Below are 20559 nucleotides of genomic sequence, written 5' to 3' on the forward strand. Positions count from 1 at the left end.
ATCGAGACCGAGAGAAGACTGAAGCCTTATGGCTACCACTTCACTTGACCTGGCCAAGGTCCGCAACATCGGGATCATGGCCCACATCGACGCGGGCAAGACGACCACCACCGAGCGGATCCTGTTCTACACCGGTGTGTCTTACAAGATCGGTGAGGTCCACGACGGCGCTGCCACCATGGACTGGATGGAGCAGGAGCAGGAGCGTGGCATCACGATCACCTCTGCTGCCACCACCTGCCACTGGCCGCTGGAAGACGTCGACCACACCATCAACATCATCGACACCCCGGGCCACGTCGACTTCACCGTCGAGGTGGAGCGCTCCCTGCGCGTCCTCGACGGTGCCGTGACGGTGTTCGACGGCGTCGCCGGTGTTGAGCCTCAGTCCGAGACGGTGTGGCGTCAGGCGGACCGCTACGGCGTTCCGCGTATCTGCTTCGTCAACAAGCTCGACCGGACCGGCGCCGAGTTCCACCGCTGCGTCGACATGATCTCTGACCGCCTGGGCGCTCAGCCGATCGTGATGCAGCTGCCGATCGGTGCCGAGGCCGACTTCAAGGGCGTCGTCGACCTGGTGACGATGAAGGCCCTGGTCTGGTCCGCCGAGGCCACCAAGGGCGAGATGTACGACGTCGTCGACATCCCGGACACGCACACCGAGGCTGCCGAGGAGTACCGCGGCAAGCTGCTCGAGGCCGTGGCCGAGAACGACGAAGAGATCATGGAGCTGTACCTGGAGGGCACCGAGCCTTCCGTGGAGCAGCTGTACGCCGCGATCCGTCGTATCACCATCGCGTCCGGCAAGTCGAAGGACACCACGGTCACCCCGGTGTTCTGCGGTACCGCCTTCAAGAACAAGGGCGTCCAGCCCCTGCTCGACGCGGTCGTGCGCTACCTCCCCTCCCCCCTGGACGTCGAGGCCATCGAGGGCCACGACGTCAAGGACCCGGAGACGGTCGTCAAGCGCAAGCCGTCCGACGAGGAGCCGCTGTCCGCGCTGGCGTTCAAGATCATGAGCGACCCGCACCTCGGCAAGCTCACCTTCGTCCGGGTCTACTCGGGCCGCCTGGAGTCCGGCACCTCGGTGCTGAACTCCGTCAAGGGCAAGAAGGAGCGCATCGGCAAGATCTACCGCATGCACGCGAACAAGCGTGAGGAGATCGACTCGGTGGGCGCCGGCGACATCATCGCCGTCATGGGTCTGAAGCAGACCACGACCGGTGAGACGCTGTGCGACGACAAGCAGCCGGTGATCCTGGAGTCCATGGACTTCCCGGCGCCGGTCATCCAGGTCGCCATCGAGCCCAAGTCGAAGGGCGACCAGGAGAAGCTGGGCGTCGCGATCCAGCGCCTGGCCGAGGAGGACCCGTCCTTCCAGGTCCACTCGGACGAGGAGACCGGCCAGACCATCATCGGTGGCATGGGCGAGCTGCACCTCGAGGTGCTGGTCGACCGTATGCGCCGTGAGTTCAAGGTCGAGGCCAACGTCGGCAAGCCGCAGGTCGCCTACCGCGAGACGATCCGCAAGGCCGTCGAGCGCGTGGACTACACCCACAAGAAGCAGACCGGTGGTACCGGTCAGTTCGCCAAGGTGCAGATCGCGATCGAGCCCATCGAGGGCGGCGACGCCTCGTACGAGTTCGTGAACAAGGTGACCGGTGGCCGTATCCCGAAGGAGTACATCCCTTCGGTGGACGCCGGTGCGCAGGAGGCCATGCAGTTCGGCATCCTCGCGGGCTACGAGATGACCGGCGTGCGCGTCATCCTCATCGACGGTGGCTACCACGAGGTCGACTCCTCCGAGCTCGCCTTCAAGATCGCCGGTTCGCAGGCCTTCAAGGAGGCCGCGCGCAAGGCCAGCCCCGTGCTGCTCGAGCCGATGATGGCCGTCGAGGTCACCACGCCCGAGGACTACATGGGTGAGGTCATCGGCGACATCAACTCCCGCCGTGGCCAGATCCAGGCCATGGAGGAGCGGGCCGGTGCCCGCGTCGTGAAGGGCCTCGTGCCCCTCTCGGAGATGTTCGGTTACGTCGGCGACCTGCGCAGCAAGACGTCCGGCCGTGCGAGCTACTCCATGCAGTTCGACTCCTACGCCGAGGTTCCGCGGAACGTCGCCGAGGAGATCATCGCGAAGGCCAAGGGCGAGTAACGCACCGCGTTCCCACGCCTTAGGCTTGACTCCGGAGCCTCGCGGGGCAAACAGCCGCAAACACGGATGTTTGCCCCGGGTTCCGGGACTTAACAGCAAAGATCACCTGGCGCCGATGAACCAAGGCGTACAGAACCACTCCACAGGAGGACCCCAGTGGCGAAGGCGAAGTTCGAGCGGACTAAGCCGCACGTCAACATCGGCACCATCGGTCACATCGACCACGGTAAGACGACCCTCACGGCCGCCATTACCAAGGTGCTGCACGACGCGTACCCGGACCTGAACGAGGCGACCGCGTTCGACAACATCGACAAGGCGCCCGAGGAGCGTCAGCGCGGTATCACCATCTCCATCGCGCACGTCGAGTACCAGACCGAGGCGCGTCACTACGCCCACGTCGACTGCCCGGGTCACGCGGACTACATCAAGAACATGATCACCGGTGCCGCGCAGATGGACGGCGCCATCCTCGTGGTCGCCGCCACCGACGGTCCGATGCCGCAGACCAAGGAGCACGTGCTCCTGGCCCGCCAGGTCGGCGTTCCGTACATCGTCGTCGCCCTGAACAAGGCCGACATGGTGGACGACGAGGAGATCCTGGAGCTCGTCGAGCTCGAGGTCCGTGAGCTGCTCTCCGAGTACGAGTTCCCGGGCGACGACCTGCCGGTCGTCAAGGTCTCCGCGCTGAAGGCGCTCGAGGGCGACCCCGAGTGGACCAAGACCGTCCTCGAGCTGATGAAGGCCGTCGACGAGTCCATCCCGGAGCCCGAGCGTGACGTCGACAAGCCGTTCCTGATGCCGATCGAGGACGTCTTCACGATCACCGGTCGTGGCACCGTCGTCACCGGTCGTATCGAGCGTGGTGTCCTCAAGGTCAACGAGACCGTCGACATCATCGGCATCAAGACCGAGAAGACCACCACCACGGTCACCGGCATCGAGATGTTCCGCAAGCTGCTCGACGAGGGCCAGGCCGGTGAGAACGTCGGTCTGCTCCTCCGTGGCATCAAGCGCGAGGACGTCGAGCGCGGCCAGGTCATCATCAAGCCGGGCTCGGTCACCCCGCACACCGAGTTCGAGGCGCAGGCCTACATCCTCTCCAAGGACGAGGGTGGCCGCCACACGCCGTTCTTCAACAACTACCGTCCGCAGTTCTACTTCCGTACGACGGACGTGACCGGCGTCGTGACCCTCCCCGAGGGCACCGAGATGGTCATGCCGGGTGACAACACCGAGATGAAGGTGGAGCTCATCCAGCCCGTCGCCATGGAAGAGGGCCTGAAGTTCGCCATCCGTGAGGGTGGCCGGACCGTGGGCGCCGGCCAGGTCACCAAGATCAACAAGTGATCTTGAGCTGATCCGGACCGGGTCTTCGACCTGGTAGCTGTCGGAAGGGCCCGTACGACTTCGGTCGTACGGGCCCTTTCGCGTTGTCGGTGCCCGTTGCCCGGTGACGACGCGCCCCGGAAGACGTCAACGCGACGGCCGCGAAACACACCGTGACGAAGATCGGAATGAACCGGTTGAAGTATTCGACGGTGGATCCGACGGTACGACGAGGGGTGAGCGGTGGGCGGCCAGACGGACTTGGTGTCCTCGCCCGCACAGAAGCGGGCGGCGGCGAAGGCCGTGGGAGACCACATCGAACCGCACACCCGCAGGGCCGGGGCGTGGGCGGACGACGAGACAGGGGCCGCGGTGAAGGCGTTCGGCGCGCGGGACGGGGACGGCTGGCAGACCTCGGCGGCGCTGCGGAAGGCCCACGAGACCTGGGGTGACCAGGTGAAGAACCTGATGGACCGGCTGGGCGCGGAGAAGGATTCGCTGCGCGGCGCGAACACGGTGCTGACGGGCACGGACCTGGCCGTCGGGTCGCGGCTGCGGCAGCCGTCGGCGCTGGACCGGTACTGACGGGCGCGCCGGCCATGCCTACCTACCACGAGATCATGAGCACCGACCTCTCCGCGCTGACCACCGCGGCCGAGCGCTGGGAGGGCATGGCGGCCGAGTTCGCGAAGCAGGAGAAGGCGTACCACCGGGATGTGTACGGCATCACGATGGGGCCCGCCTGGACGGGCATGAGCGCGGAGGCCGCCCACGGCCGCTTCGACGTCACGCTCAAGGAATTCCGGTACGCGCAGACGGAGGCGAAGGCGATCGCTTCCCTGCTGCGGGACGCGCACGCGCAATTCGCGGAGCTGAAGGGCCGGTTGACGACGGCGCGCCGGGAGGCGGTGGCGGCCGGCCTGCGGGTCTCGGACCGTGGCCTGGTGAGCGTGGGTCCCGACCATGGCGACGAGAAGCGGGACGAGTCGGCGCTGCGGGCCTGGCAGCACCGGATCGACCGGGCGGTACGGGACGTGACGGACGCGGACACGGGCGTCCACCTCGCGCTGACGTCGGCGGTCGTGGACTCGGACCCGCTGGTCGCAGGCCGGGGCTTCAACGCCCGGGCGATGGGGGACATCGAGAAGTACGAGGCGCTGGAGGCGGAGGGAACGCTGGAGAAACTGAGCCGCGGTGCCCCTGTGCCGCTGCGTGAACTCGCCGAGCTGAAGCGCGTGTTCCGCGACAACTCCGACGACGAGGCGTTCGGGCGCACCCTGCTGGACGACCTGGGTACGACGGGCACGATCAGCCTGACGAACGAACTGAACGATCTGATCCATGTGCGGGGCGGCGAGCGGGCCGGCGACTACTCGACGATCGAGTCGGGCCTGGCGGACACGCTGGCGACAGCGACGAGGGACACGGACTCGCCCTGGTACAAGCGCTGGCGCGCCGGGATGCGCGGCACCGGCGTCGAGCGATACGCCACGGACGCGCAGGGGGCGCGGCTGGACAAGGCGGTCGGCTACCAGTCGCTGGTGACTCTGATGAGCAAGGGCCATGGATACGCGCCGCGCATGCTCGAGGACCTCACCGACGACATGATCGCGGCGGAGCGGAGGGAGCCGGGGATCTGGCGGGTGAAGGGGGAGTGGGGCGGCAGGCGCGACGGATGGTTCGCCAACGACCCCGTGGACGGCGCGCTGGGCATCATGAGCCGTGACCCGCACACCGCCGCGGACTACCTCGGCTCCGATGCCCGCATGAAGTACCTGATGAAGGAACGGGACTGGAACGTGGTCCTCCACGAACACGAGGGCCCCAAGGTCAGCACATACGCCCCTGCCCTGGACAAGGACGACCGCAACGGCTTCGGCAAGGCCCTGCAGGCGGCGACGACGGGGATCGATCCGTCCGATGGGCGCGCGCACTATGTCGCGCATACGAAGCAGAACGATGCGATCTTCAGGTCGACACTGGGGTATCTGGCGGACAGCGGCGACAAGTTTCCTCCCTCGCTGAGGCAGCCCATGGCCCACATTCTCGTGAACCATGGGGAGACTGTGCACGCCTCTATGAGCGAGATCGACATGTCGAAATCCCCCCTGGACCAGGGCAACCTCTTCGAAGTCGCGAAGCAGGTTTCCAAGGGCAAGGATGCCTATAGTGCATTGAACGGAGGGTTAAACCAGGCGATGGTGTCGAGCATCCATGGCGACCACTCCAAGTCGGCAGAATCCCTGCTTCGCGCGGGCCGTACGGTCGGTTTTCTGGAGGAGGCGCGAATTAAGGCGCAGGGTGACCCCAAAACGGCCGAATTTGAAGCGAAGCCGGTCTTCGATAAGGCGATCAGCTATATTCCGGTCGCGAGTGATGATGTCCAGGCGAGTTTCGACTATGTCACGGAGAAGTGGTTGGAGGATGAACAGAGGAGATTGGACGAGCAGCAGACCAAACACAACACTGAGGCATACGAAGCAAGGAATGGGCAGTTGATGGCTCTTGCGGACGAATGGCACAAGGCTCATGTGTCGCACGGTCAGGCGAGCTTCGGCACCAGGGCTATGATCACCGAGGCATCCGAGAGCGGCGCCGCGCAGGCCGCTGGCGTTTCAGGAGAGCAGCCCAAGTGAAGGCCCATCTACGGCCCGCGCTGGTGATCCTTACCGCCCTTTCGCTGACGGCTGTCACCGTGGCCTGTGCTACTTCCTCTCGCCAGGCATTACCCAAGGTTATTTGTGGAACGCGTATCGACCCAGATCTCACACGTAGGCTAGTGGCCCCGGGAAACACTTTGCATGAGTTCAACAGAGTTGACCGGTCCGAAGCCGTAGCGGCTCCGTGCGTACTGCTCTGGGGAAAAGACCCTGTCATCAAACTGCACTTCTGGTGGGCTGATGGTCCGGCGAACCTCAGGTACATGGCCGAGGAGACTGGGTCGGTGTCACGTGTGACAGATGCGCGAGAGATCAATTTCAAATACGAGACACTTGTCGGCACCGATGGTGCAGTTGCCGCAGCTCGATGCAAGACCAAGACCGGTGACCATTTTGCGCTCACCCTCCAACTCCCCCAGATCGAGCCGACGGACCAATCCCACCGCAAGGACATCGAAAAGTTCATGCGTGCCTACTTCCCGGCCACCGTCAAAACCCTCGGTTGTGCGTAGACGCTCCCGTGGTGGGCAGGTCGGTAGCCGTGAGAGATGTGCGGAGTTACCGGTATGTGGGTCCCGTCGAGCTGCGGGATGCTGTACGGCCGGGCGCCGGTGGGTGGCTGGTCCGCTCGGGTGGTGACTTCGATGCCTGGGCCGAACGGCAGGCGGATGCCGAGCTGATCGAACCCTTCACCTTCGTGGTCGGTCTCGACGGCCTGCTGCGCCTGGCCCCGCGCCTCAGTGAGCACGTGGCGTGTGCGGAGGGCGAGCCGGTGCTGAGCGCCGGCGAGATCGGGTTCGTCAGGGAAGTGCGGCATTGGGCCGTGTCCGAGGTCAGCAATCAGTCGACCGGGTACTGCCCGGACGGCGCCTCCTGGTCGGCCGTCGCCCAGGCCCTCGACCGCGCCGGACTCGCCCACCCGGCCGGCTTCACCCACGAAGTGGTGTTCCGGCGCTGTCCCGACTGCCAGGAGCACAACATCGTGCGCGAGGGCGACTTCGTCTGTGTCTTCTGCGGCGCCGATCTGCCCGCGCACTGGAACGTCGACCCCGGGAGCCCCTAGCGGCTCCTCACCCCCGTGGCTCACCCCAGTGGCAGCTCGGCTGCTCATCGTCAAGATTTCATTGCAGAGCGTGGCCGCCCCGAGAGGACCGCTGCTCTTCGCGGGCGTGCGGACACGCCGCTCCACGACGGCTCACCTGAGGAACCACAAAGGGTGTCGACATGACAGATCCAGGCCGCTCATGCGTTATTCGTCCAGGTTCGGCATAGCCTCGCTCTCCGTCGTCGCCGCCGCGCTGCCGGCGGCCGGCCTGGCGCAGCCGGCGCCCGCGGCCGTGAGGACGTCCACCGCCGCCCCGTCCACCGCCCCCACGCATGCCACCGCCGCCGACGGCGGTGGCATGCCGGCCCGCGTCACCACGTTCTCCACGGGTTGGCAGACGCCCTGGGGCATCTCGTTCCTGCCGGACGGGCGCTCGGCACTGGTGACCGAGCGGCTCTCGTACCAGGTCTACCGCCTCTACCGCGACGGTACGAAGAAGCGGGCCGGCGAGGTGCCGTACACGGTCCCCGAGCCCTACACGGACGGCCCGGGCGGGCTGCTGGGTGTCGCTCCGTCGCCGACCTGGAACGGCACGACGGACAAGCAGGTGTTCTTCGTGCACACCACGGAGACCGAGACCCGGGTCGTGAGGATGGACTACGACGGCACGTCACTCAGCGGCTACACGCCCGTGCTCACCGGCATCAAGCGGGTCGGGAACCACAACGGCGGCACGATCGCCTTCGGCCCCGACGGATACCTCTACGTCTCGACCGGCGAGGCCTACCAGCCCGAGCTCGCGCAGGACAAGGACTCGCTCAACGGAAAGATCCTCCGCATCACCAGGACCGGAGCCGCGGCCCCCGGCAATCCGTTCGGCAACCGCGTCTACAGCTACGGCCATCGCAATCCGGAGGGACTGGCCTGGGACCGCAAGGGCCGGCTGTGGTCGGTGGAGATCGGCAACCAGACGTGGGACGAACTCAACCTGATCAAGCCGGGCGCCAATTACGGCTGGCCCGTCTGCGAGGGCCCCTGTGAAGTCAAGGGCATGACCAACCCGAAGACCACCTTCACCCCGGAACAGGGCGTGCCCTCCCAGCTCGCCGTCGTGAACAACGTGCTGTACGTGTCCTCGCTGCGCGGCCAGCGGCTGTGGCGCGTCCCGATCGACGGGGACCACGAGCGCGTCGGCACCAAGACCGACTTCTACGCCGGCCGGTACGGCCGGCTGCGCGCCATCGCCAAGGTCCCCGGCACGAACGAACTGTGGCTCGGCACCAGCGACCTCGGATACGGCAAGGACAAGATCCTCCGCGTGTCCGTCAAGTGACCGCCGCCCCAGCAGGAAAGCACCCTCCGGAGAAAGGACGCAGCACCCATGAACGAAACCACGGAACAGGTCAAGCCGGTCGAGCGGATCGTCTCGGAGGACGCGGGCACCACCACCTGGCAGGCGCCCGGCTACGAGGTCGTCGACACCGCGCTCGAGGTCACCGCCTACTCCCTCGCCTCTCGCTAGCCGCTGCCGCATACCTCAACAACACAACGCCCTCGTCGCCCCGGCGGCGTCCGAGCGCGAGCCGCTCGCGCCGCCGGGCATCGAGGCGGCGTACGACGGGATGGTGATCGAGCTGTGACCACGGCACTCGCCCCGCTCGCGGAGCCCTGGAGCCCCGCGGAGTTCGAGGCACGACTGCGCGCGGTGGGGGAGGAGCGGTACCACGACCGCCATCCCTTCAACCTCCGGATGCACAGCGGCGATCTCAGCCCGGACGAGCTGCGCCGCTGGATCGTCAACCGCTTCCACTACCAGCGCCACATCCCCGTCAAGGACGCCCTGATCACCGCGAAACTGAACACCTCCGCGCTGCGCCGGATGTGGCTGCGGCGCATCCAGGACCATGACGGGCAGCAGCAGGGCGAGGGCGGCATAGAGCGGTGGCTGCGGCTCGGTGAGGCGGCCGGCCTGAACCGCGAGACGCTGCTGCGCGCCGACACCGTTCTGCCGGGTGTACGGCTGGCGGTGGAGGGATACGTCAACTTCTGCCGCCTGCGCCCGCCCCTGGAAGCCGTCGCCGCGTCGCTGACCGAACTGTCCGCACCGGACCTGATGCGCACCCGCATCGACGCCTTCGAACGCCACTACCGGTGGATCGAACCCGACGGCCTCGCCTACTTCCGCGCCCGTGTCTCCCAGGGCCGGCGCGACAGCCGTGAGGCGCTCGACCTCGTGCTGAGCTGGGCTCGTACCCGGGACGACCAGCAACGGGCCGTGGCCGCGCTGCGCTTCAAATGCGACGTCCTGTGGTCGCTGCTCGACGCCGTGGACCGCGCGGGCCACCGGGAGCGGGCATGAGCGCGGAACCCGAAACCGACTGGCGGCCCGTGCCGGCCCCGGCCATCGTGCGCCGGCACGACCCCGTGCGCGACGCCGACCTGCTGGTCCTCCCCGAACGCGTCGTCGTCCTGACCGGCCGGGCCGAAGCCGTCCTCGCCCTGTGCGACGGCACGCGCAGCGTCCGCGGCATCGTCGACGAACTGGCCGCACGCTACCCCGGCGCCCCCGTGGCCACCGACGTCCCCCCTTTCCTGGAGCGCCTGCGCGAGGAGGGCTGGCTCCGATGACCCCCGCCGCGTCCGCACCCGCCCGCCCCTGGGCGCTGCTGGCCGAACTCACCCATGCCTGTCCGCTGCACTGCGGGTACTGCTCCAACCCGCTGGAGCTGACGCGGCGCTCGCGCGAGCTGACCACCGCGCAGTGGACGGACGTGATGCGCCAGGCGGGGGAGTTCGGCGTGGTCCACACCCATCTCTCGGGCGGCGAGCCGCTGCTGCGCCGGGACCTCGCGCAGATCGTCGCCGCGGCCGAGGCCGCCGAGATCTACACCCAGCTGGTCACCAGCGGTGTGGGCCTGGACCGGGCCCGGCTGTCCGCGCTCGCCGCCGCCGGACTGCGCAGCGTCCAGCTGTCCGTCCAGCACGCCGACCCGCGTGCCTGCGACCGGATCGCCGGGCGCCGTTCCTTCGCCGAGAAGGAACGGGCCGCCGAACTCGTACGGGCCGCCGGCCTCCCCCTGGGCCTCAACGTCGTCCTGCACCGCGGGAACCTCGACGCCGTCGACGCCCTCATCGAGCTGGGCCTGTCCTGGGGCGTGGACCGCATCGAACTGGCCAACACACAGTTCTACGGCTGGGCCCTGCTCAACCGCGCCGCGCTGCTCCCCACCCGTGACCAGCTCGCCCGGGCCCGGGACGCCGTGGAGCGCCGGCGGGAGATGCTCACCCCGGACGGCCCCGAGCTGGTCTGGGTCGTCCCCGACTACTTCGACGGTGTCGCCAAGCCGTGCATGGGCGGGTGGGGAGCGGTCTCGCTCACTGTCACCCCCGACGGCACCGTCCTGCCGTGCCCGGCCGCGGCCACCCTGCCGGACCTGGACCCCCCGAACATCCGTGACCACCCGCTGGCCTGGATCTGGGACCACTCCACGGCGTTCACCCGCTACCGCGGGACGGGCTGGATGCCCGAACCCTGCCGCGGCTGCTCCCACCGCGAGGCGGACTTCGGCGGCTGCCGCTGCCAGGCGTACGCCCTGACCGGCGACGCCACCCGCACGGACCCCGCGTGCCGGCTGTCCCCGGACCACGGTCTGATCCGGTCACTGGCCGACGACGGCAGGGACGGGACGAGGGTGATCAGACGAAGGGCACCGAGCCGGACCGAGACCGTTGGGTAGAGCGGTCTCCAGGGGGACGGGTCGGCGTAGGTGACCACAGAGATGAGCCATGGGCACCGTGCTCGTACCGCCCCTGCTCGTACCGCCTCCGCCTGCGTGGCCTCCTGAGCGTGGTGTCCGCGGACGGGGCCTCGGGCGCTCCGGAGGCGACTCGCGCCGGTCGCAGCGGTGACTGCGGGCCACTCGGGCGTGGCCCGCAGTGCGGTTCCGTCAGGGGAGCACCTGTTCACCCGAGCCCTGCATGATCTCCGATCCTGAGCACCGCAGCTCCAGCCACGTCGGCAGGTGCTTCTCGGCGTTCTCGGCCAGGCGCCAGTTGTACTCGCCGTGGGCGATCTCGTAGGCGCGTCGTGCGCCCAGCACCCGGTAGAAGCTCTGCTCGATGAAGAGGCTGTGCACACCGCCCAGGCAGGGGACGGGCGCGCCTTCCCTGGGGCGGAGGGGAACGCAGCGGCGGCGGTGGTGGTCCAGCATCCGCCTGATTTCCTGTTCTTGCGCGGACGGGTCGGTGGTGCGCTCCCGCTTCAGCCGGTCACGGCTGATCCACATACGCCTCCACCAGCGCGGCCTCCTGGCAGTGGAGTCCGAAGACGGGATCTCGTCCACGTCGAGCACGATCAGGACGATCAACGGGAGACGGGTCAGCAGCCAGAGCGGCGGCCCCCACAGCCACTGCACGCAGTAGCGCGTCCAGAGCCGCGAGGCCGACTTGGGCGCTTGGGGGCCCCAGGCGCGGTTCGCTGCTTCCGTGGAGGTCATGACAGCCCCAGCCCGCGGTCGAGGATGCCCTTGTACTGCTCGTACTTGCCGTGCACCTCGTCGGAGAAGGCCGTCTCCGCCTTCTCCACCAGCTTGTATCCGCGGTACGCGGCCTCGGGGGCACGCGAGACCCACGAGGTGGGGTCGATGAACTTCTTCCCGTCGCCGTGCACCACGGCATCGGCCAGAGCGGGGATCTTGCGCAGCGGGGTGCCCTCGATGAGCTTCGGGGTGAGGTGCTGGTCGAGCCACCTCACGGGGCTGATCAGCGGTCGCTCGTAGCGGACGGCGTCGTTGAACACGCGCTCCGAGGCCATGGCGAAGCGGCCCTTGAGGGAATCCGCGGTGACCCGGAAGACGCCCTTCTCCTCGCCGAACATCCCGAGGAGCTTCTTCGACCCCACAGTGATGTCGGCCTTGCCCGCCTTCCTGGCGATTTCCACGATGCGGTCGGCCGCCTTGAAGGAGTCGGCCCCTATCTCCACCCCCCTGAAGGTCTGCCAGGCCACTTTGCCGCCCTTGATGAGGTCACCGAAGGGCACGAAGCCGACGAGGTCGAGACCGATGTCGGCCCAGGACCCCTTCTTGGCCCCGGCGGCCCAGCCCACCCCGTGGAACGCGAGGGCGCCGGCGTTCAGCACGCGGCCGAGGATCTCGAAGACGGCGGCGCCGATGATCGTCTCGGAGAAGACGATGGCCAGGACGTCGCACGCGGCGGCAGCCATGCCCAGCCAGTCGCCGATCTTGTAGATCGAGTCCGCGTGCTTCTGGATCCAGTGCCACAGATCGCCCGCGAGGTCCTTGATCTGGTCGCCGATGCTCGACAGCAGGTCGCCGAGCTTGTCGAGCAGGGACTCGTCGGGTGCGACCTCGGCGGCCCTGCGGATCAGCTTGGCCGCGGCACGGGCCGCCTCGCCGTGGTGGGTCAGCAGCCTCTGTGCCTTCTTGATGATGGCGTTCAGCTCGGCCTGGGCGTCGTTCACCCGCGTCGTCGCGTGGTCCAGGCGCTGCTGTGCGTCGTGCAGGGCCGAATCCGTGTCGAAAGTACGGCCCGCGAGCTTCAGGTCCGGGTTGTTCTCCGCGGCCGTCAGCGCCTTCCGGGCCGCGGCGGCCTCGTCCTCGTAGTGGCGGGCCAGTGTCTGGAACTCCTGCAGGCTCGTCTCCCAGCCGTGCAGCGCGTGCGCCGCGTCGGCCAGCGAGCTGTGCCCGACGGCCAGGTACTTCGGCAGGGAGCCGGTCTTCTCGGCGAAAGCCGATGCCGCCTCGCCCGCCCAGGCCGCGTCCGCCTTGCCCAGCCGGGTCAGCGTCGCGTGCGCGTCGTGGAGCTGCTTTCCCACGCTGGTCAGGGCGGTGACCAGGTGGTGCACCGACGCGGGTACGCCGGGTGCGGGGTCGAAGCCGAGTGCCTCGAAGGTCTGGGTGCTCATGGGAGTCGGTCTCCTCGGCGCGATCAGTAGGAGCTGAGGGAGGAGGGGGCATCGGACCCCTCGTCGGCTGCCGGGGCATCGGCCTCGCCGAAGGAGACGGTGTCGGCGATGTCCGCGAGGACCGCCTGGTAGTGGTAGAGGTCCTGGACGTCGGGCGTGCTCAGGCAGAGCAGCAGCAGCCGGTCCTCGTCGGGGAACGGCAGCCAGACCTCGATCCGGACGAAGAACTGTTCCTGTTCGCCTCCCGGAAGCTCCCACACCGCGCGGGACCCGACGATGCGTACGACCGCGGGTCCGGCCGGGAGGGCCACCGGCTGGACCTCGCCCGCCTCACCGTTCCACGCGCCCTTGTCCAGCACCTCCGCGATGCCCGCGGCGGTCAGATGCGGGTCGGGGTTCTCCATCTCGCGCACGGTGACGGTGAGCGTGGCGCGGCTGATGCGCTCGGGCGGCTCGGAGCCGTCCGAGCTGCCGCCGATGGGGAAGATGCCGAGCGCGTTGTAGACGGCGCCGCCCGCGACGAGGTCCTGGGCGTTCGCCTCGTACATGGCCGCGGTCAGCGCGCGCAGGGGTCCGAGCTCCTCGCGCTCGCCCCAGTAGTCCCGGGCGAACTGCTCCAGCTGCTCTTCGTAGGCGTCCTCGTCCTCCCCGATACCGAGGGGGACGGCGTGGAACTCGGACTGGAGCTGGAAGCGGAACCCGGGCGGCGCGGTGTCGGCGGCCTCGGGCTCCTCGGTTATGGGCGCCGTCACCGGTCGGCGACCTTCACGGAGTGGACCTGGGCGGCGACCTTGTCCTCCAGGTGCTGGAAGAGCCGGCCCGACTCGGCCACCTTCTCGGTGATGCCGCCCGTGGCCTCGGCGATCAGTTTGATGCCGTAGCCCCACTTGTCCTGGAAGTGGTCACAGGCCTCCTCCAGCTCGGCGGAGCCGGAGCCCTTGGGGCCGATGTCCTTCAGCTGTTTCATCGCGGACTGCATCCCGCCCGCGCACCCGCTGAGATCCTTGATGAGCCGGGACAGTGCCTCGAACTCCACCTTGCAGTAGCCGGCCATCGCCGTCATACCCCCGAATAAGTCGGCCGATGGCCGACTCTGGCACGGCGCGCACGGCGCGGGGGAAACCGCCCCGGGGCGGGTGCAAGGCGTCCACACAAGCTCCGCGACCGCTCCACGGGCCGGTCCCGGCCCGCTCGGCCCGGCCCCGTGTTTGACCTGCGTCACTCTCGGGGTATTCTCTCCGCCCCGATTGGCCAGCCCCCCGCCCCATATGGCAGACTGTCCGAGTTGCTCGGTCGAGTGTTGATGCTGCACGCCTCCCGCCGGGAGGACCGGAAGCGAGTCCCACAGTACTCGTCGTCCTAACTGCCTGAGGGCAGCACTGGGGCGGACGTACGGGAATCTTCCGGGAAGTGTGGGCGCGGCACCGGCCAGGCGCCCGGTGGGCCTTCCGCCCCCGGCTTGCGGTTCCGGTAGGGCCGTGTGCAGTCCCGCAGGGATGTTCGAACAAGGGGCATCTGTGTCAGCGGGAGCGCGACACGCCCGACCGCGTGGGTCGGAGAAACGGATAGGGAACTCCGGGTTCCAGAGCGTTACAGAGACAGGACTACTGAGTAGCCATGGCGGGACAGAAGATCCGCATCCGGCTCAAGGCCTACGACCACGAGGTCATCGACTCCTCGGCGAAGAAGATCGTCGAGACGGTGACCCGCACTGGTGCGTCGGTCGCGGGCCCGGTGCCGCTGCCCACTGAGAAGAACGTGTACTGCGTCATCAAGTCGCCGCACAAGTACAAGGACTCGCGCGAGCACTTCGAGATGCGCACGCACAAGCGCCTGATCGACATTCTCGACCCCACCCCCAAGACCGTTGACTCTCTGATGCGACTCGACCTCCCGGCCGGTGTCGACATCGAGATCAAGCTCTGAGGGTCGGTGAGCTGAGAATGGCTAAGCAGATCAAGGGCATCCTGGGCGAGAAGCTCGGCATGACGCAGGTGTGGGACGAGAACAACCGTGTTGTTCCGGTCACCGTCGTCAAGGCCGGCCCCAACGTCGTCACCCAGGTTCGTACGAACGATGTCGACGGCTACGAGTCGGTCCAGATCGCCTTCGGCGAGATCGACCCGCGCAAGGTGAACAAGCCCCTCAAGGGCCACTTCGCCAAGGCCGACGTCACTCCCCGCCGCCACCTCGTCGAGATCCGTACCGCTGACGCCAGCGAGTACACCCTCGGCCAGGAGATCACCGCCGAGGTGTTCGAGGCCGGCATCAAGGTCGACGTGACCGGCAAGAGCAAGGGCAAGGGCTTCGCCGGTGTCATGAAGCGTCACAACTTCAAGGGCCTCGGCGCCGGACACGGCACCCAGCGCAAGCACCGCTCGCCCGGTTCCATCGGTGGCTGCGCCACCCCGGGCCGTGTGTTCAAGGGCCTCCGCATGGCGGGTCGCATGGGCAACGAGCGGGTCACCACCCAGAACCTGACCGTCCACGCCGTTGACGCGGAGAAGGGTCTGCTGCTCATCAAGGGCGCGGTTCCCGGTCCGAACGGCGGCCTCGTCCTGGTCCGCACCGCGGCCAAGGGGGCCTGAGGTAACCGATGAGCACTGTTGACATCCTTTCGCCGGCGGGCGACAAGGCCGGTTCCGTCGAGCTCCCCGCGGAGATCTTCGACGCCAAGGTCAGCGTTCCGCTGATCCACCAGGTCGTCGTCGCGCAGCTGGCCGCTGCCCGTCAGGGCACGCACAAGACGAAGACCCGTGGCGAGGTCCGTGGTGGCGGCAAGAAGCCGTACCGCCAGAAGGGCACCGGTCGCGCCCGTCAGGGTTCGACCCGCGCGCCGCAGTTCGCCGGTGGTGGCGTCGTGCACGGTCCCGTGCCGCGTGACTACTCGCAGCGGACCCCCAAGAAGATGAAGGCCGCCGCCCTGCGCGGTGCCCTCACCGACCGGGCGCGTCACAACCGCATCCACGTCGTTTCCGGCGTGGTCGAGGGTGCGATCTCCACCAAGGCCGCCAAGAGCCTGTTCGGCAAGATCTCGGAGCGCAAGAACCTGCTCCTGGTCGTCGAGCGCTCGGACGAGGCCGCGTGGCTGTCCGCCCGCAACCTGCCCCAGGTCCACATCCTGGAGCCGGGCCAGCTGAACACGTACGACGTTCTCGTCTCGGACGACGTGGTCTTCACCCAGGCCGCTTTCGAGTCCTTCGTGTCTGGCCCCAAGGCCGCTGACACCGAAGGGAGCGAGGCCTGATGGCTACGCGTCACCCGAGCATTGCCTCGAAGGCCGCCAAGGCCGCCAAGGCCGCGCGCGTCGCCAAGGCGAAGCGCCACGCCACCGAGGGCAAGAACACCGTCGAGACGCCGCTGAGCAAGTCCTTCACGGACCCCCGTGACGTGCTGCTCAAGCCGGTCGTCTCGGAGAAGAGCTACGCGCTCCTCGACGAGAACAAGTACACGTTCGTCGTCGCCCCGGGCGCCAACAAGACCCAGATCAAGCAGGCCGTCCAGGCGGTCTTCGACGTCAAGGTCACCGGGGTCAACACGATCAACCGCCAGGGCAAGCGCAAGCGGACCCGCACCGGTTTCGGCCAGCGTGCCGCGACCAAGCGCGCGATCGTGACCCTCGCCGAGGGCGACCGTATCGACATCTTCGGCGGTCCGACCGCCTAAGGGCGGTCCGGATCGTCCGATATCGGACGAGGACTGAGAAATGGGAATCCGCAAGTACAAGCCGACTACGCCGGGCCGTCGTGGCGCCAGCGTCGCCGACTTCGTCGAGGTCACGCGGTCCACGCCGGAGAAGTCGCTGGTCCGCCCCCTGCACAGCAAGGGCGGCCGTAACAACGCCGGTCGTGTGACCGTTCGCCACCAGGGTGGCGGACACAAGCGCGCCTACCGAGTGATCGACTTCCGTCGTCACGACAAGGACGGCGTGCCGGCGAAGGTCGCGCACATCGAGTACGACCCCAACCGCACCGCGCGCATCGCGCTGCTGCACTACGCCGACGGCGAGAAGCGCTACATCCTCGCCCCGCGCAACCTGCAGCAGGGTGACCGCGTCGAGAACGGTCCCGGGGCCGACATCAAGCCGGGCAACAACCTGGCCCTCCGCAACATCCCGGTCGGTACCACGATCCACGCGATCGAGCTCCGTCCCGGTGGCGGTGCCAAGTTCGCCCGCTCCGCCGGTGCCTCCGTGCAGCTGCTCGCGAAGGAGGGCTCGATGGCCCACCTGCGCATGCCGTCCGGCGAGGTTCGCCTGGTCGACATCCGCTGCCGCGCCACCATCGGTGAGGTCGGCAACGCCGAGCAGAGCAACATCAACTGGGGTAAGGCCGGCCGTAAGCGGTGGCTGGGCGTTCGCCCGACCGTCCGTGGTGTCGTGATGAACCCGGTTGACCACCCGCACGGTGGTGGTGAGGGCCGGACCTCCGGTGGTCGCCACCCTGTGTCCCCGTGGGGCAAGAAGGAAGGCCGTACTCGTTCGCCCAAGAAGGCGTCGAACAAGTACATCGTCCGCCGCCGCAAGACGAACAAGAAGCGCTAAGGACGGGTTGAGATGCCTCGTAGCCTGAAGAAGGGGCCCTTCGTCGACGACCACCTGATCAAGAAGGTGGACGCCCAGAACGAAGCCGGCACCAAGAACGTCATCAAGACCTGGTCCCGTCGCTCCATGATCGTCCCGGCCATGCTGGGCCACACGCTCGCGGTGCACAACGGCAAGACCCACATCCCGGTGTTCGTCACCGAGTCGATGGTCGGCCACAAGCTCGGCGAGTTCTCGCCGACCCGCACCTTCCGGGGCCACGTCAAGGAAGACCGGAAGTCGAAGCGCCGCTAGTAGCGGATCGCATTCAGACACGTAAGTAACTGAGAGGGACAACCATGGAAGCCAGGGCCCAGGCGCGGTACATCCGCGTTACGCCCATGAAGGCCCGCCGCGTGGTGGACCTTATCCGTGGCATGGATGCCACGGAGGCTCAGGCTGTTCTGCGATTCGCTCCGCAGGCAGCCTCCGTGCCGGTCGGCAAGGTGCTCGACAGCGCCATCGCCAACGCCGCGCACAACTACGACCACACCGACGCCGACAGCCTCTTCATTTCCGAGGCGTACGTCGACGAGGGTCCGACCCTGAAGCGGTTCCGGCCGCGTGCCCAGGGCCGTGCCTACCGGATCCGCAAGCGGACCAGCCACATCACCGTGGTCGTCAGCAGCAAGGAAGGAACCCGGTAATGGGCCAGAAGGTAAACCCGCATGGGTTCCGGCTCGGTGTCACGACCGACTTCAAGTCGCGTTGGTACGCCGACAAGCTGTACAAGGACTACGTCAAGGAAGACGTCGCCATCCGTCGGATGATGACGTCCGGCATGGAGCGCGCCGGTATCTCGAAGGTTGAGATCGAGCGCACCCGTGACCGCGTGCGGGTGGACATCCACACCGCTCGTCCGGGCATCGTCATCGGCCGCCGTGGCGCCGAGGCCGACCGCATCCGCGGTGACCTCGAGAAGCTCACGGGCAAGCAGGTCCAGCTGAACATCCTCGAGGTCAAGAACCCCGAGACCGACGCTCAGCTGGTTGCCCAGGCCGTTGCCGAGCAGCTCTCCTCCCGCGTCTCCTTCCGCCGCGCCATGCGTAAGAGCATGCAGTCGGCGATGAAGGCGGGCGCCAAGGGCATCAAGATCCAGTGCGGTGGCCGCCTCGGCGGCGCCGAGATGTCCCGCTCGGAGTTCTACCGCGAGGGCCGTGTGCCCCTGCACACGCTCCGCGCGAACGTGGACTACGGCTTCTTCGAGGCCAAGACGACCTTCGGCCGCATCGGTGTGAAGGTCTGGATCTACAAGGGCGACGTCAAGAACATCGCCGAGGTCCGCGCCGAGAACGCTGCCGCCCGTGCGGGTAACCGCCCGGCCCGCGGTGGCGCCGACCGCCCGGCCCGTGGTGGCCGCGGTGGCGAGCGGCGCGGTCGTAAGCCGCAGCAGGCTGCCGGCGCCGAGGCCCCCAAGGCCGAGGCTCCCGCGTCCGCTCCGGCTGAGAGCACCGGAACGGAGGCCTGACCGACATGCTGATCCCCCGTAGGGTCAAGCACCGCAAGCAGCACCACCCGAAGCGCGACGGTATGTCGAAGGGTGGCACGCAGGTTGCGTTCGGCGAGTACGGCATCCAGGCGCTGACCCCGGCCTACGTGACGAACCGCCAGATCGAGGCGGCTCGTATCGCGATGACCCGCCACATCAAGCGTGGCGGCAAGGTCTGGATCAACATCTACCCGGACCGTCCGCTGACCAAGAAGCCGGCCGAGACCCGCATGGGTTCCGGTAAGGGTTCGCCGGAGTGGTGGATCGCGAACGTCAAGCCCGGTCGGGTGATGTTCGAGCTGTCCTACCCGAACGAGAAGATTGCGCGTGAAGCTCTGACTCGTGCGGCCCACAAGCTGCCGATGAAGTGCCGGATCGTCAAGCGCGAGGCAGGTGAAGCGTGATGTCGGCCGGTACCAAGGCGTCCGAGCTGCGCGAGCTGGGCAACGAGGAGCTTCTGGCGAAGCTCCGCGAGGCCAAGGAAGAGCTGTTCAACCTCCGCTTCCAGGCGGCCACGGGACAGCTCGAGAACCACGGCCGTCTCAAGGCGGTCCGCAAGGACATCGCGCGGATCTACACCCTGATGCGCGAGCGTGAGCTGGGCATCGAAACGGTGGAGAACGCCTGATGAGCGAGAAGAACGTGACTGAGAACGCAGAGGCGCGCGGCTTCCGCAAGACCCGTGAGGGTCTCGTCGTCAGCGACAAGATGGACAAGACCGTCGTCGTCGCCGTCGAGGACCGCGTCAAGCACGCGCTGTACGGCAAGGTCATCCGCCGTACGAACAAGCTCAAGGCGCACGACGAGCAGAACGCCGCGGGTGTCGGCGACCGCGTCCTCCTCATGGAGACCCGGCCGCTGTCCGCGACGAAGCGCTGGCGCGTCGTCGAGATCCTCGAGAAGGCCAAGTAATTCCTGCGGGCATCCCCGCAGGACAGTTCCGCCAGGCTCCGGGAGCCGCTCACTGAGCGGTTCCCGGGGAACCGGCAGACAAACAGGAGATAGACGTGATCCAGCAGGAGTCGCGACTGCGCGTCGCCGACAACACTGGTGCGAAGGAAATCCTTTGCATCCGTGTGCTCGGTGGCTCCGGTCGCCGCTACGCGGGCATCGGTGACGTCATCGTCGCCACCGTCAAGGACGCGATCCCCGGTGGCAACGTGAAGAAGGGTGACGTCGTCAAGGCGGTCATCGTTCGCACCGTCAAGGAGCGCCGCCGTCCGGACGGCTCGTACATCCGCTTCGACGAGAACGCCGCCGTCATTCTGAAGAACGACGGCGACCCTCGCGGCACCCGCATCTTCGGCCCGGTCGGCCGTGAGCTGCGCGAGAAGAAGTTCATGAAGATCATCTCGCTCGCGCCGGAGGTGCTGTAA

At 67.6% G+C, this 20559-nt stretch carries 27 protein-coding genes; 23 read left to right on the top strand and 4 right to left on the bottom strand.

Translation table 11 applies throughout. The annotated features are described in order from the left end of the window. Positions 1–28: 28 nt before the first annotated feature. The 11 genes from fusA to pqqE all read left to right on the top strand — a co-directional run bounded on the left by fusA (position 29) and on the right by pqqE (position 10926). Positions 29–2155: an elongation factor G gene (gene fusA, locus AVL59_RS04135; protein ID WP_067299839.1), complete on the top strand. Its 2127-nt coding sequence runs from the start codon at positions 29–31 to the stop codon at positions 2153–2155. Positions 2156–2311: 156 nt separating this feature from the next. After that, the gene (gene tuf, locus AVL59_RS04140; RefSeq protein WP_067299840.1) at positions 2312–3505 is read left to right on the top strand and encodes an elongation factor Tu; all 1194 of its coding nucleotides are present in this window, start codon (positions 2312–2314) and stop codon (positions 3503–3505) included. A 222-nt stretch (positions 3506–3727) separates the two neighbouring features. Then, positions 3728–4069 (top strand): hypothetical protein, encoded by a 342-nt coding sequence (locus tag AVL59_RS04145; protein ID WP_067299841.1) that lies wholly within the window; start codon positions 3728–3730, stop codon positions 4067–4069. A gap of 35 nt (positions 4070–4104) precedes the next feature. After that, on the top strand, positions 4105–6120 hold the full coding sequence (locus AVL59_RS04150) for a hypothetical protein (protein WP_237281427.1): 2016 nt from the start codon (positions 4105–4107) through the stop codon (positions 6118–6120). Between the two features lie 287 nt (positions 6121–6407). Then, positions 6408–6656, top strand: a complete 249-nt coding sequence (locus AVL59_RS51980; RefSeq protein WP_159399862.1) for a hypothetical protein — start codon at positions 6408–6410, stop codon at positions 6654–6656. Positions 6657–6712: 56 nt separating this feature from the next. Next, entirely contained in the window at positions 6713–7207 is a 495-nt protein-coding gene (locus tag AVL59_RS04155; protein ID WP_237281428.1) for a hypothetical protein, read from the top strand. A 181-nt stretch (positions 7208–7388) separates the two neighbouring features. Next, entirely contained in the window at positions 7389–8522 is a 1134-nt protein-coding gene (locus AVL59_RS04160) for a PQQ-dependent sugar dehydrogenase (RefSeq protein ID WP_079146513.1), read from the top strand. Positions 8523–8570: 48 nt separating this feature from the next. Beyond that, complete coding sequence (gene pqqA, locus AVL59_RS04165) at positions 8571–8711, top strand: pyrroloquinoline quinone precursor peptide PqqA (protein ID WP_067299843.1); 141 nt, start codon at positions 8571–8573, stop codon at positions 8709–8711. 114 nt (positions 8712–8825) lie between these two features. Continuing rightward, positions 8826–9548, top strand: a complete 723-nt coding sequence (gene pqqC / locus AVL59_RS04170) for a pyrroloquinoline-quinone synthase PqqC (RefSeq protein ID WP_067299844.1) — start codon at positions 8826–8828, stop codon at positions 9546–9548. Next, a complete protein-coding gene (gene pqqD / locus AVL59_RS04175) occupies positions 9545–9817 on the top strand; it encodes a pyrroloquinoline quinone biosynthesis peptide chaperone PqqD (RefSeq protein WP_067299845.1) in 273 nt (90 codons plus the stop codon). Before pqqC ends, pqqD begins: the two co-directional genes overlap by 4 nt. Beyond that, the gene (pqqE, locus tag AVL59_RS04180; protein ID WP_067299846.1) at positions 9814–10926 is read left to right on the top strand and encodes a pyrroloquinoline quinone biosynthesis protein PqqE; all 1113 of its coding nucleotides are present in this window, start codon (positions 9814–9816) and stop codon (positions 10924–10926) included. The genes pqqD and pqqE overlap by 4 nt, the downstream gene beginning before the upstream one ends. Before the next feature lie 210 nt (positions 10927–11136). Here pqqE and AVL59_RS04185 read toward each other — a convergent pair whose 3' ends face one another. The 4 genes from AVL59_RS04185 to AVL59_RS04200 are packed head-to-tail and all read right to left on the bottom strand — an operon-like array spanning position 11137 to position 14175. Beyond that, positions 11137–11685, bottom strand: coding sequence for a hypothetical protein (locus tag AVL59_RS04185; protein ID WP_067299847.1), 549 nt, complete (start codon positions 11683–11685; stop codon positions 11137–11139). Next, entirely contained in the window at positions 11682–13112 is a 1431-nt protein-coding gene (locus tag AVL59_RS04190; protein ID WP_067299848.1) for a hypothetical protein, read from the bottom strand. Before AVL59_RS04190 ends, AVL59_RS04185 begins: the two co-directional genes overlap by 4 nt. A 23-nt stretch (positions 13113–13135) precedes the next feature. After that, on the bottom strand, positions 13136–13864 hold the full coding sequence (locus tag AVL59_RS04195) for a hypothetical protein (RefSeq protein WP_237281429.1): 729 nt from the start codon (positions 13862–13864) through the stop codon (positions 13136–13138). After that, the gene (locus AVL59_RS04200) at positions 13861–14175 is read right to left on the bottom strand and encodes a hypothetical protein (protein WP_159399863.1); all 315 of its coding nucleotides are present in this window, start codon (positions 14173–14175) and stop codon (positions 13861–13863) included. The genes AVL59_RS04195 and AVL59_RS04200 overlap by 4 nt, the downstream gene beginning before the upstream one ends. 554 nt (positions 14176–14729) lie before the next feature. Between AVL59_RS04200 and rpsJ the strand changes: the two genes are divergently transcribed. The 12 genes from rpsJ (at position 14730) to rplN (ending at position 20559) form a co-directional block, all read left to right on the top strand. Then, positions 14730–15038, top strand: a complete 309-nt coding sequence (gene rpsJ / locus AVL59_RS04205) for a 30S ribosomal protein S10 (RefSeq protein ID WP_003948644.1) — start codon at positions 14730–14732, stop codon at positions 15036–15038. 17 nt (positions 15039–15055) lie between these two features. Beyond that, a complete protein-coding gene (rplC, locus tag AVL59_RS04210) occupies positions 15056–15700 on the top strand; it encodes a 50S ribosomal protein L3 (RefSeq protein WP_020135811.1) in 645 nt (214 codons plus the stop codon). A gap of 8 nt (positions 15701–15708) precedes the next feature. Next, the gene (gene rplD, locus AVL59_RS04215) at positions 15709–16359 is read left to right on the top strand and encodes a 50S ribosomal protein L4 (RefSeq protein ID WP_067299849.1); all 651 of its coding nucleotides are present in this window, start codon (positions 15709–15711) and stop codon (positions 16357–16359) included. Then, a complete protein-coding gene (rplW, locus tag AVL59_RS04220) occupies positions 16359–16778 on the top strand; it encodes a 50S ribosomal protein L23 (protein ID WP_067299850.1) in 420 nt (139 codons plus the stop codon). The genes rplD and rplW overlap by 1 nt, the downstream gene beginning before the upstream one ends. Before the next feature lie 40 nt (positions 16779–16818). Beyond that, complete coding sequence (gene rplB / locus AVL59_RS04225) at positions 16819–17655, top strand: 50S ribosomal protein L2 (RefSeq protein ID WP_067299851.1); 837 nt, start codon at positions 16819–16821, stop codon at positions 17653–17655. Between the two features lie 12 nt (positions 17656–17667). Then, a complete protein-coding gene (gene rpsS, locus AVL59_RS04230; protein WP_023547380.1) occupies positions 17668–17949 on the top strand; it encodes a 30S ribosomal protein S19 in 282 nt (93 codons plus the stop codon). A 44-nt stretch (positions 17950–17993) separates the two neighbouring features. Next, positions 17994–18341 (top strand): 50S ribosomal protein L22, encoded by a 348-nt coding sequence (gene rplV, locus AVL59_RS04235; protein WP_003974262.1) that lies wholly within the window; start codon positions 17994–17996, stop codon positions 18339–18341. Next, positions 18341–19162 carry a 30S ribosomal protein S3 gene (rpsC, locus tag AVL59_RS04240; RefSeq protein WP_003998826.1) on the top strand — a complete coding sequence of 274 codons (822 nt, stop codon included), beginning with the start codon at positions 18341–18343 and terminating at the stop codon, positions 19160–19162. Before rplV ends, rpsC begins: the two co-directional genes overlap by 1 nt. A 5-nt stretch (positions 19163–19167) precedes the next feature. Next, entirely contained in the window at positions 19168–19587 is a 420-nt protein-coding gene (gene rplP, locus AVL59_RS04245; protein WP_046418010.1) for a 50S ribosomal protein L16, read from the top strand. Continuing rightward, positions 19587–19811, top strand: a complete 225-nt coding sequence (gene rpmC / locus AVL59_RS04250; RefSeq protein ID WP_007494763.1) for a 50S ribosomal protein L29 — start codon at positions 19587–19589, stop codon at positions 19809–19811. Before rplP ends, rpmC begins: the two co-directional genes overlap by 1 nt. Next, complete coding sequence (rpsQ, locus tag AVL59_RS04255) at positions 19811–20095, top strand: 30S ribosomal protein S17 (RefSeq protein ID WP_018543912.1); 285 nt, start codon at positions 19811–19813, stop codon at positions 20093–20095. The genes rpmC and rpsQ overlap by 1 nt, the downstream gene beginning before the upstream one ends. A gap of 95 nt (positions 20096–20190) precedes the next feature. Beyond that, entirely contained in the window at positions 20191–20559 is a 369-nt protein-coding gene (gene rplN / locus AVL59_RS04260) for a 50S ribosomal protein L14 (RefSeq protein ID WP_003998823.1), read from the top strand.

Source organism: Streptomyces griseochromogenes (assembly GCF_001542625.1).
Classification (GTDB): Bacteria; Actinomycetota; Actinomycetes; order Streptomycetales; family Streptomycetaceae; genus Streptomyces; species Streptomyces griseochromogenes.

What these genes read in the sequence shown, in the direction of transcription:
- fusA (WP_067299839.1), top strand. Translation starts at nt 29, where the DNA reads ATGGCTACCACTTCACTTGACCTGGCCAAGGTCCGCAACATCGGGATC.
- AVL59_RS04150 (WP_237281427.1), top strand. Translation starts at nt 4,105, where the DNA reads ATGAGCACCGACCTCTCCGCGCTGACCACCGCGGCCGAGCGCTGGGAG.
- AVL59_RS51980 (WP_159399862.1), top strand. Translation starts at nt 6,408, where the DNA reads ATGGCCGAGGAGACTGGGTCGGTGTCACGTGTGACAGATGCGCGAGAG.
- AVL59_RS04160 (WP_079146513.1), top strand. Translation starts at nt 7,389, where the DNA reads ATGCGTTATTCGTCCAGGTTCGGCATAGCCTCGCTCTCCGTCGTCGCC.
- pqqA (WP_067299843.1), top strand. Translation starts at nt 8,571, where the DNA reads ATGAACGAAACCACGGAACAGGTCAAGCCGGTCGAGCGGATCGTCTCG.
- pqqD (WP_067299845.1), top strand. Translation starts at nt 9,545, where the DNA reads ATGAGCGCGGAACCCGAAACCGACTGGCGGCCCGTGCCGGCCCCGGCC.
- pqqE (WP_067299846.1), top strand. Translation starts at nt 9,814, where the DNA reads ATGACCCCCGCCGCGTCCGCACCCGCCCGCCCCTGGGCGCTGCTGGCC.
- AVL59_RS04185 (WP_067299847.1), bottom strand. Translation starts at nt 11,685, where the DNA reads ATGACCTCCACGGAAGCAGCGAACCGCGCCTGGGGCCCCCAAGCGCCC.
- AVL59_RS04190 (WP_067299848.1), bottom strand. Translation starts at nt 13,112, where the DNA reads ATGAGCACCCAGACCTTCGAGGCACTCGGCTTCGACCCCGCACCCGGC.
- AVL59_RS04200 (WP_159399863.1), bottom strand. Translation starts at nt 14,175, where the DNA reads ATGACGGCGATGGCCGGCTACTGCAAGGTGGAGTTCGAGGCACTGTCC.
- rpsJ (WP_003948644.1), top strand. Translation starts at nt 14,730, where the DNA reads ATGGCGGGACAGAAGATCCGCATCCGGCTCAAGGCCTACGACCACGAG.
- rplC (WP_020135811.1), top strand. Translation starts at nt 15,056, where the DNA reads ATGGCTAAGCAGATCAAGGGCATCCTGGGCGAGAAGCTCGGCATGACG.
- rplD (WP_067299849.1), top strand. Translation starts at nt 15,709, where the DNA reads ATGAGCACTGTTGACATCCTTTCGCCGGCGGGCGACAAGGCCGGTTCC.
- rplW (WP_067299850.1), top strand. Translation starts at nt 16,359, where the DNA reads ATGGCTACGCGTCACCCGAGCATTGCCTCGAAGGCCGCCAAGGCCGCC.
- rplB (WP_067299851.1), top strand. Translation starts at nt 16,819, where the DNA reads ATGGGAATCCGCAAGTACAAGCCGACTACGCCGGGCCGTCGTGGCGCC.
- rpsS (WP_023547380.1), top strand. Translation starts at nt 17,668, where the DNA reads ATGCCTCGTAGCCTGAAGAAGGGGCCCTTCGTCGACGACCACCTGATC.
- rplV (WP_003974262.1), top strand. Translation starts at nt 17,994, where the DNA reads ATGGAAGCCAGGGCCCAGGCGCGGTACATCCGCGTTACGCCCATGAAG.
- rpsC (WP_003998826.1), top strand. Translation starts at nt 18,341, where the DNA reads ATGGGCCAGAAGGTAAACCCGCATGGGTTCCGGCTCGGTGTCACGACC.
- rplP (WP_046418010.1), top strand. Translation starts at nt 19,168, where the DNA reads ATGCTGATCCCCCGTAGGGTCAAGCACCGCAAGCAGCACCACCCGAAG.
- rpmC (WP_007494763.1), top strand. Translation starts at nt 19,587, where the DNA reads ATGTCGGCCGGTACCAAGGCGTCCGAGCTGCGCGAGCTGGGCAACGAG.
- rpsQ (WP_018543912.1), top strand. Translation starts at nt 19,811, where the DNA reads ATGAGCGAGAAGAACGTGACTGAGAACGCAGAGGCGCGCGGCTTCCGC.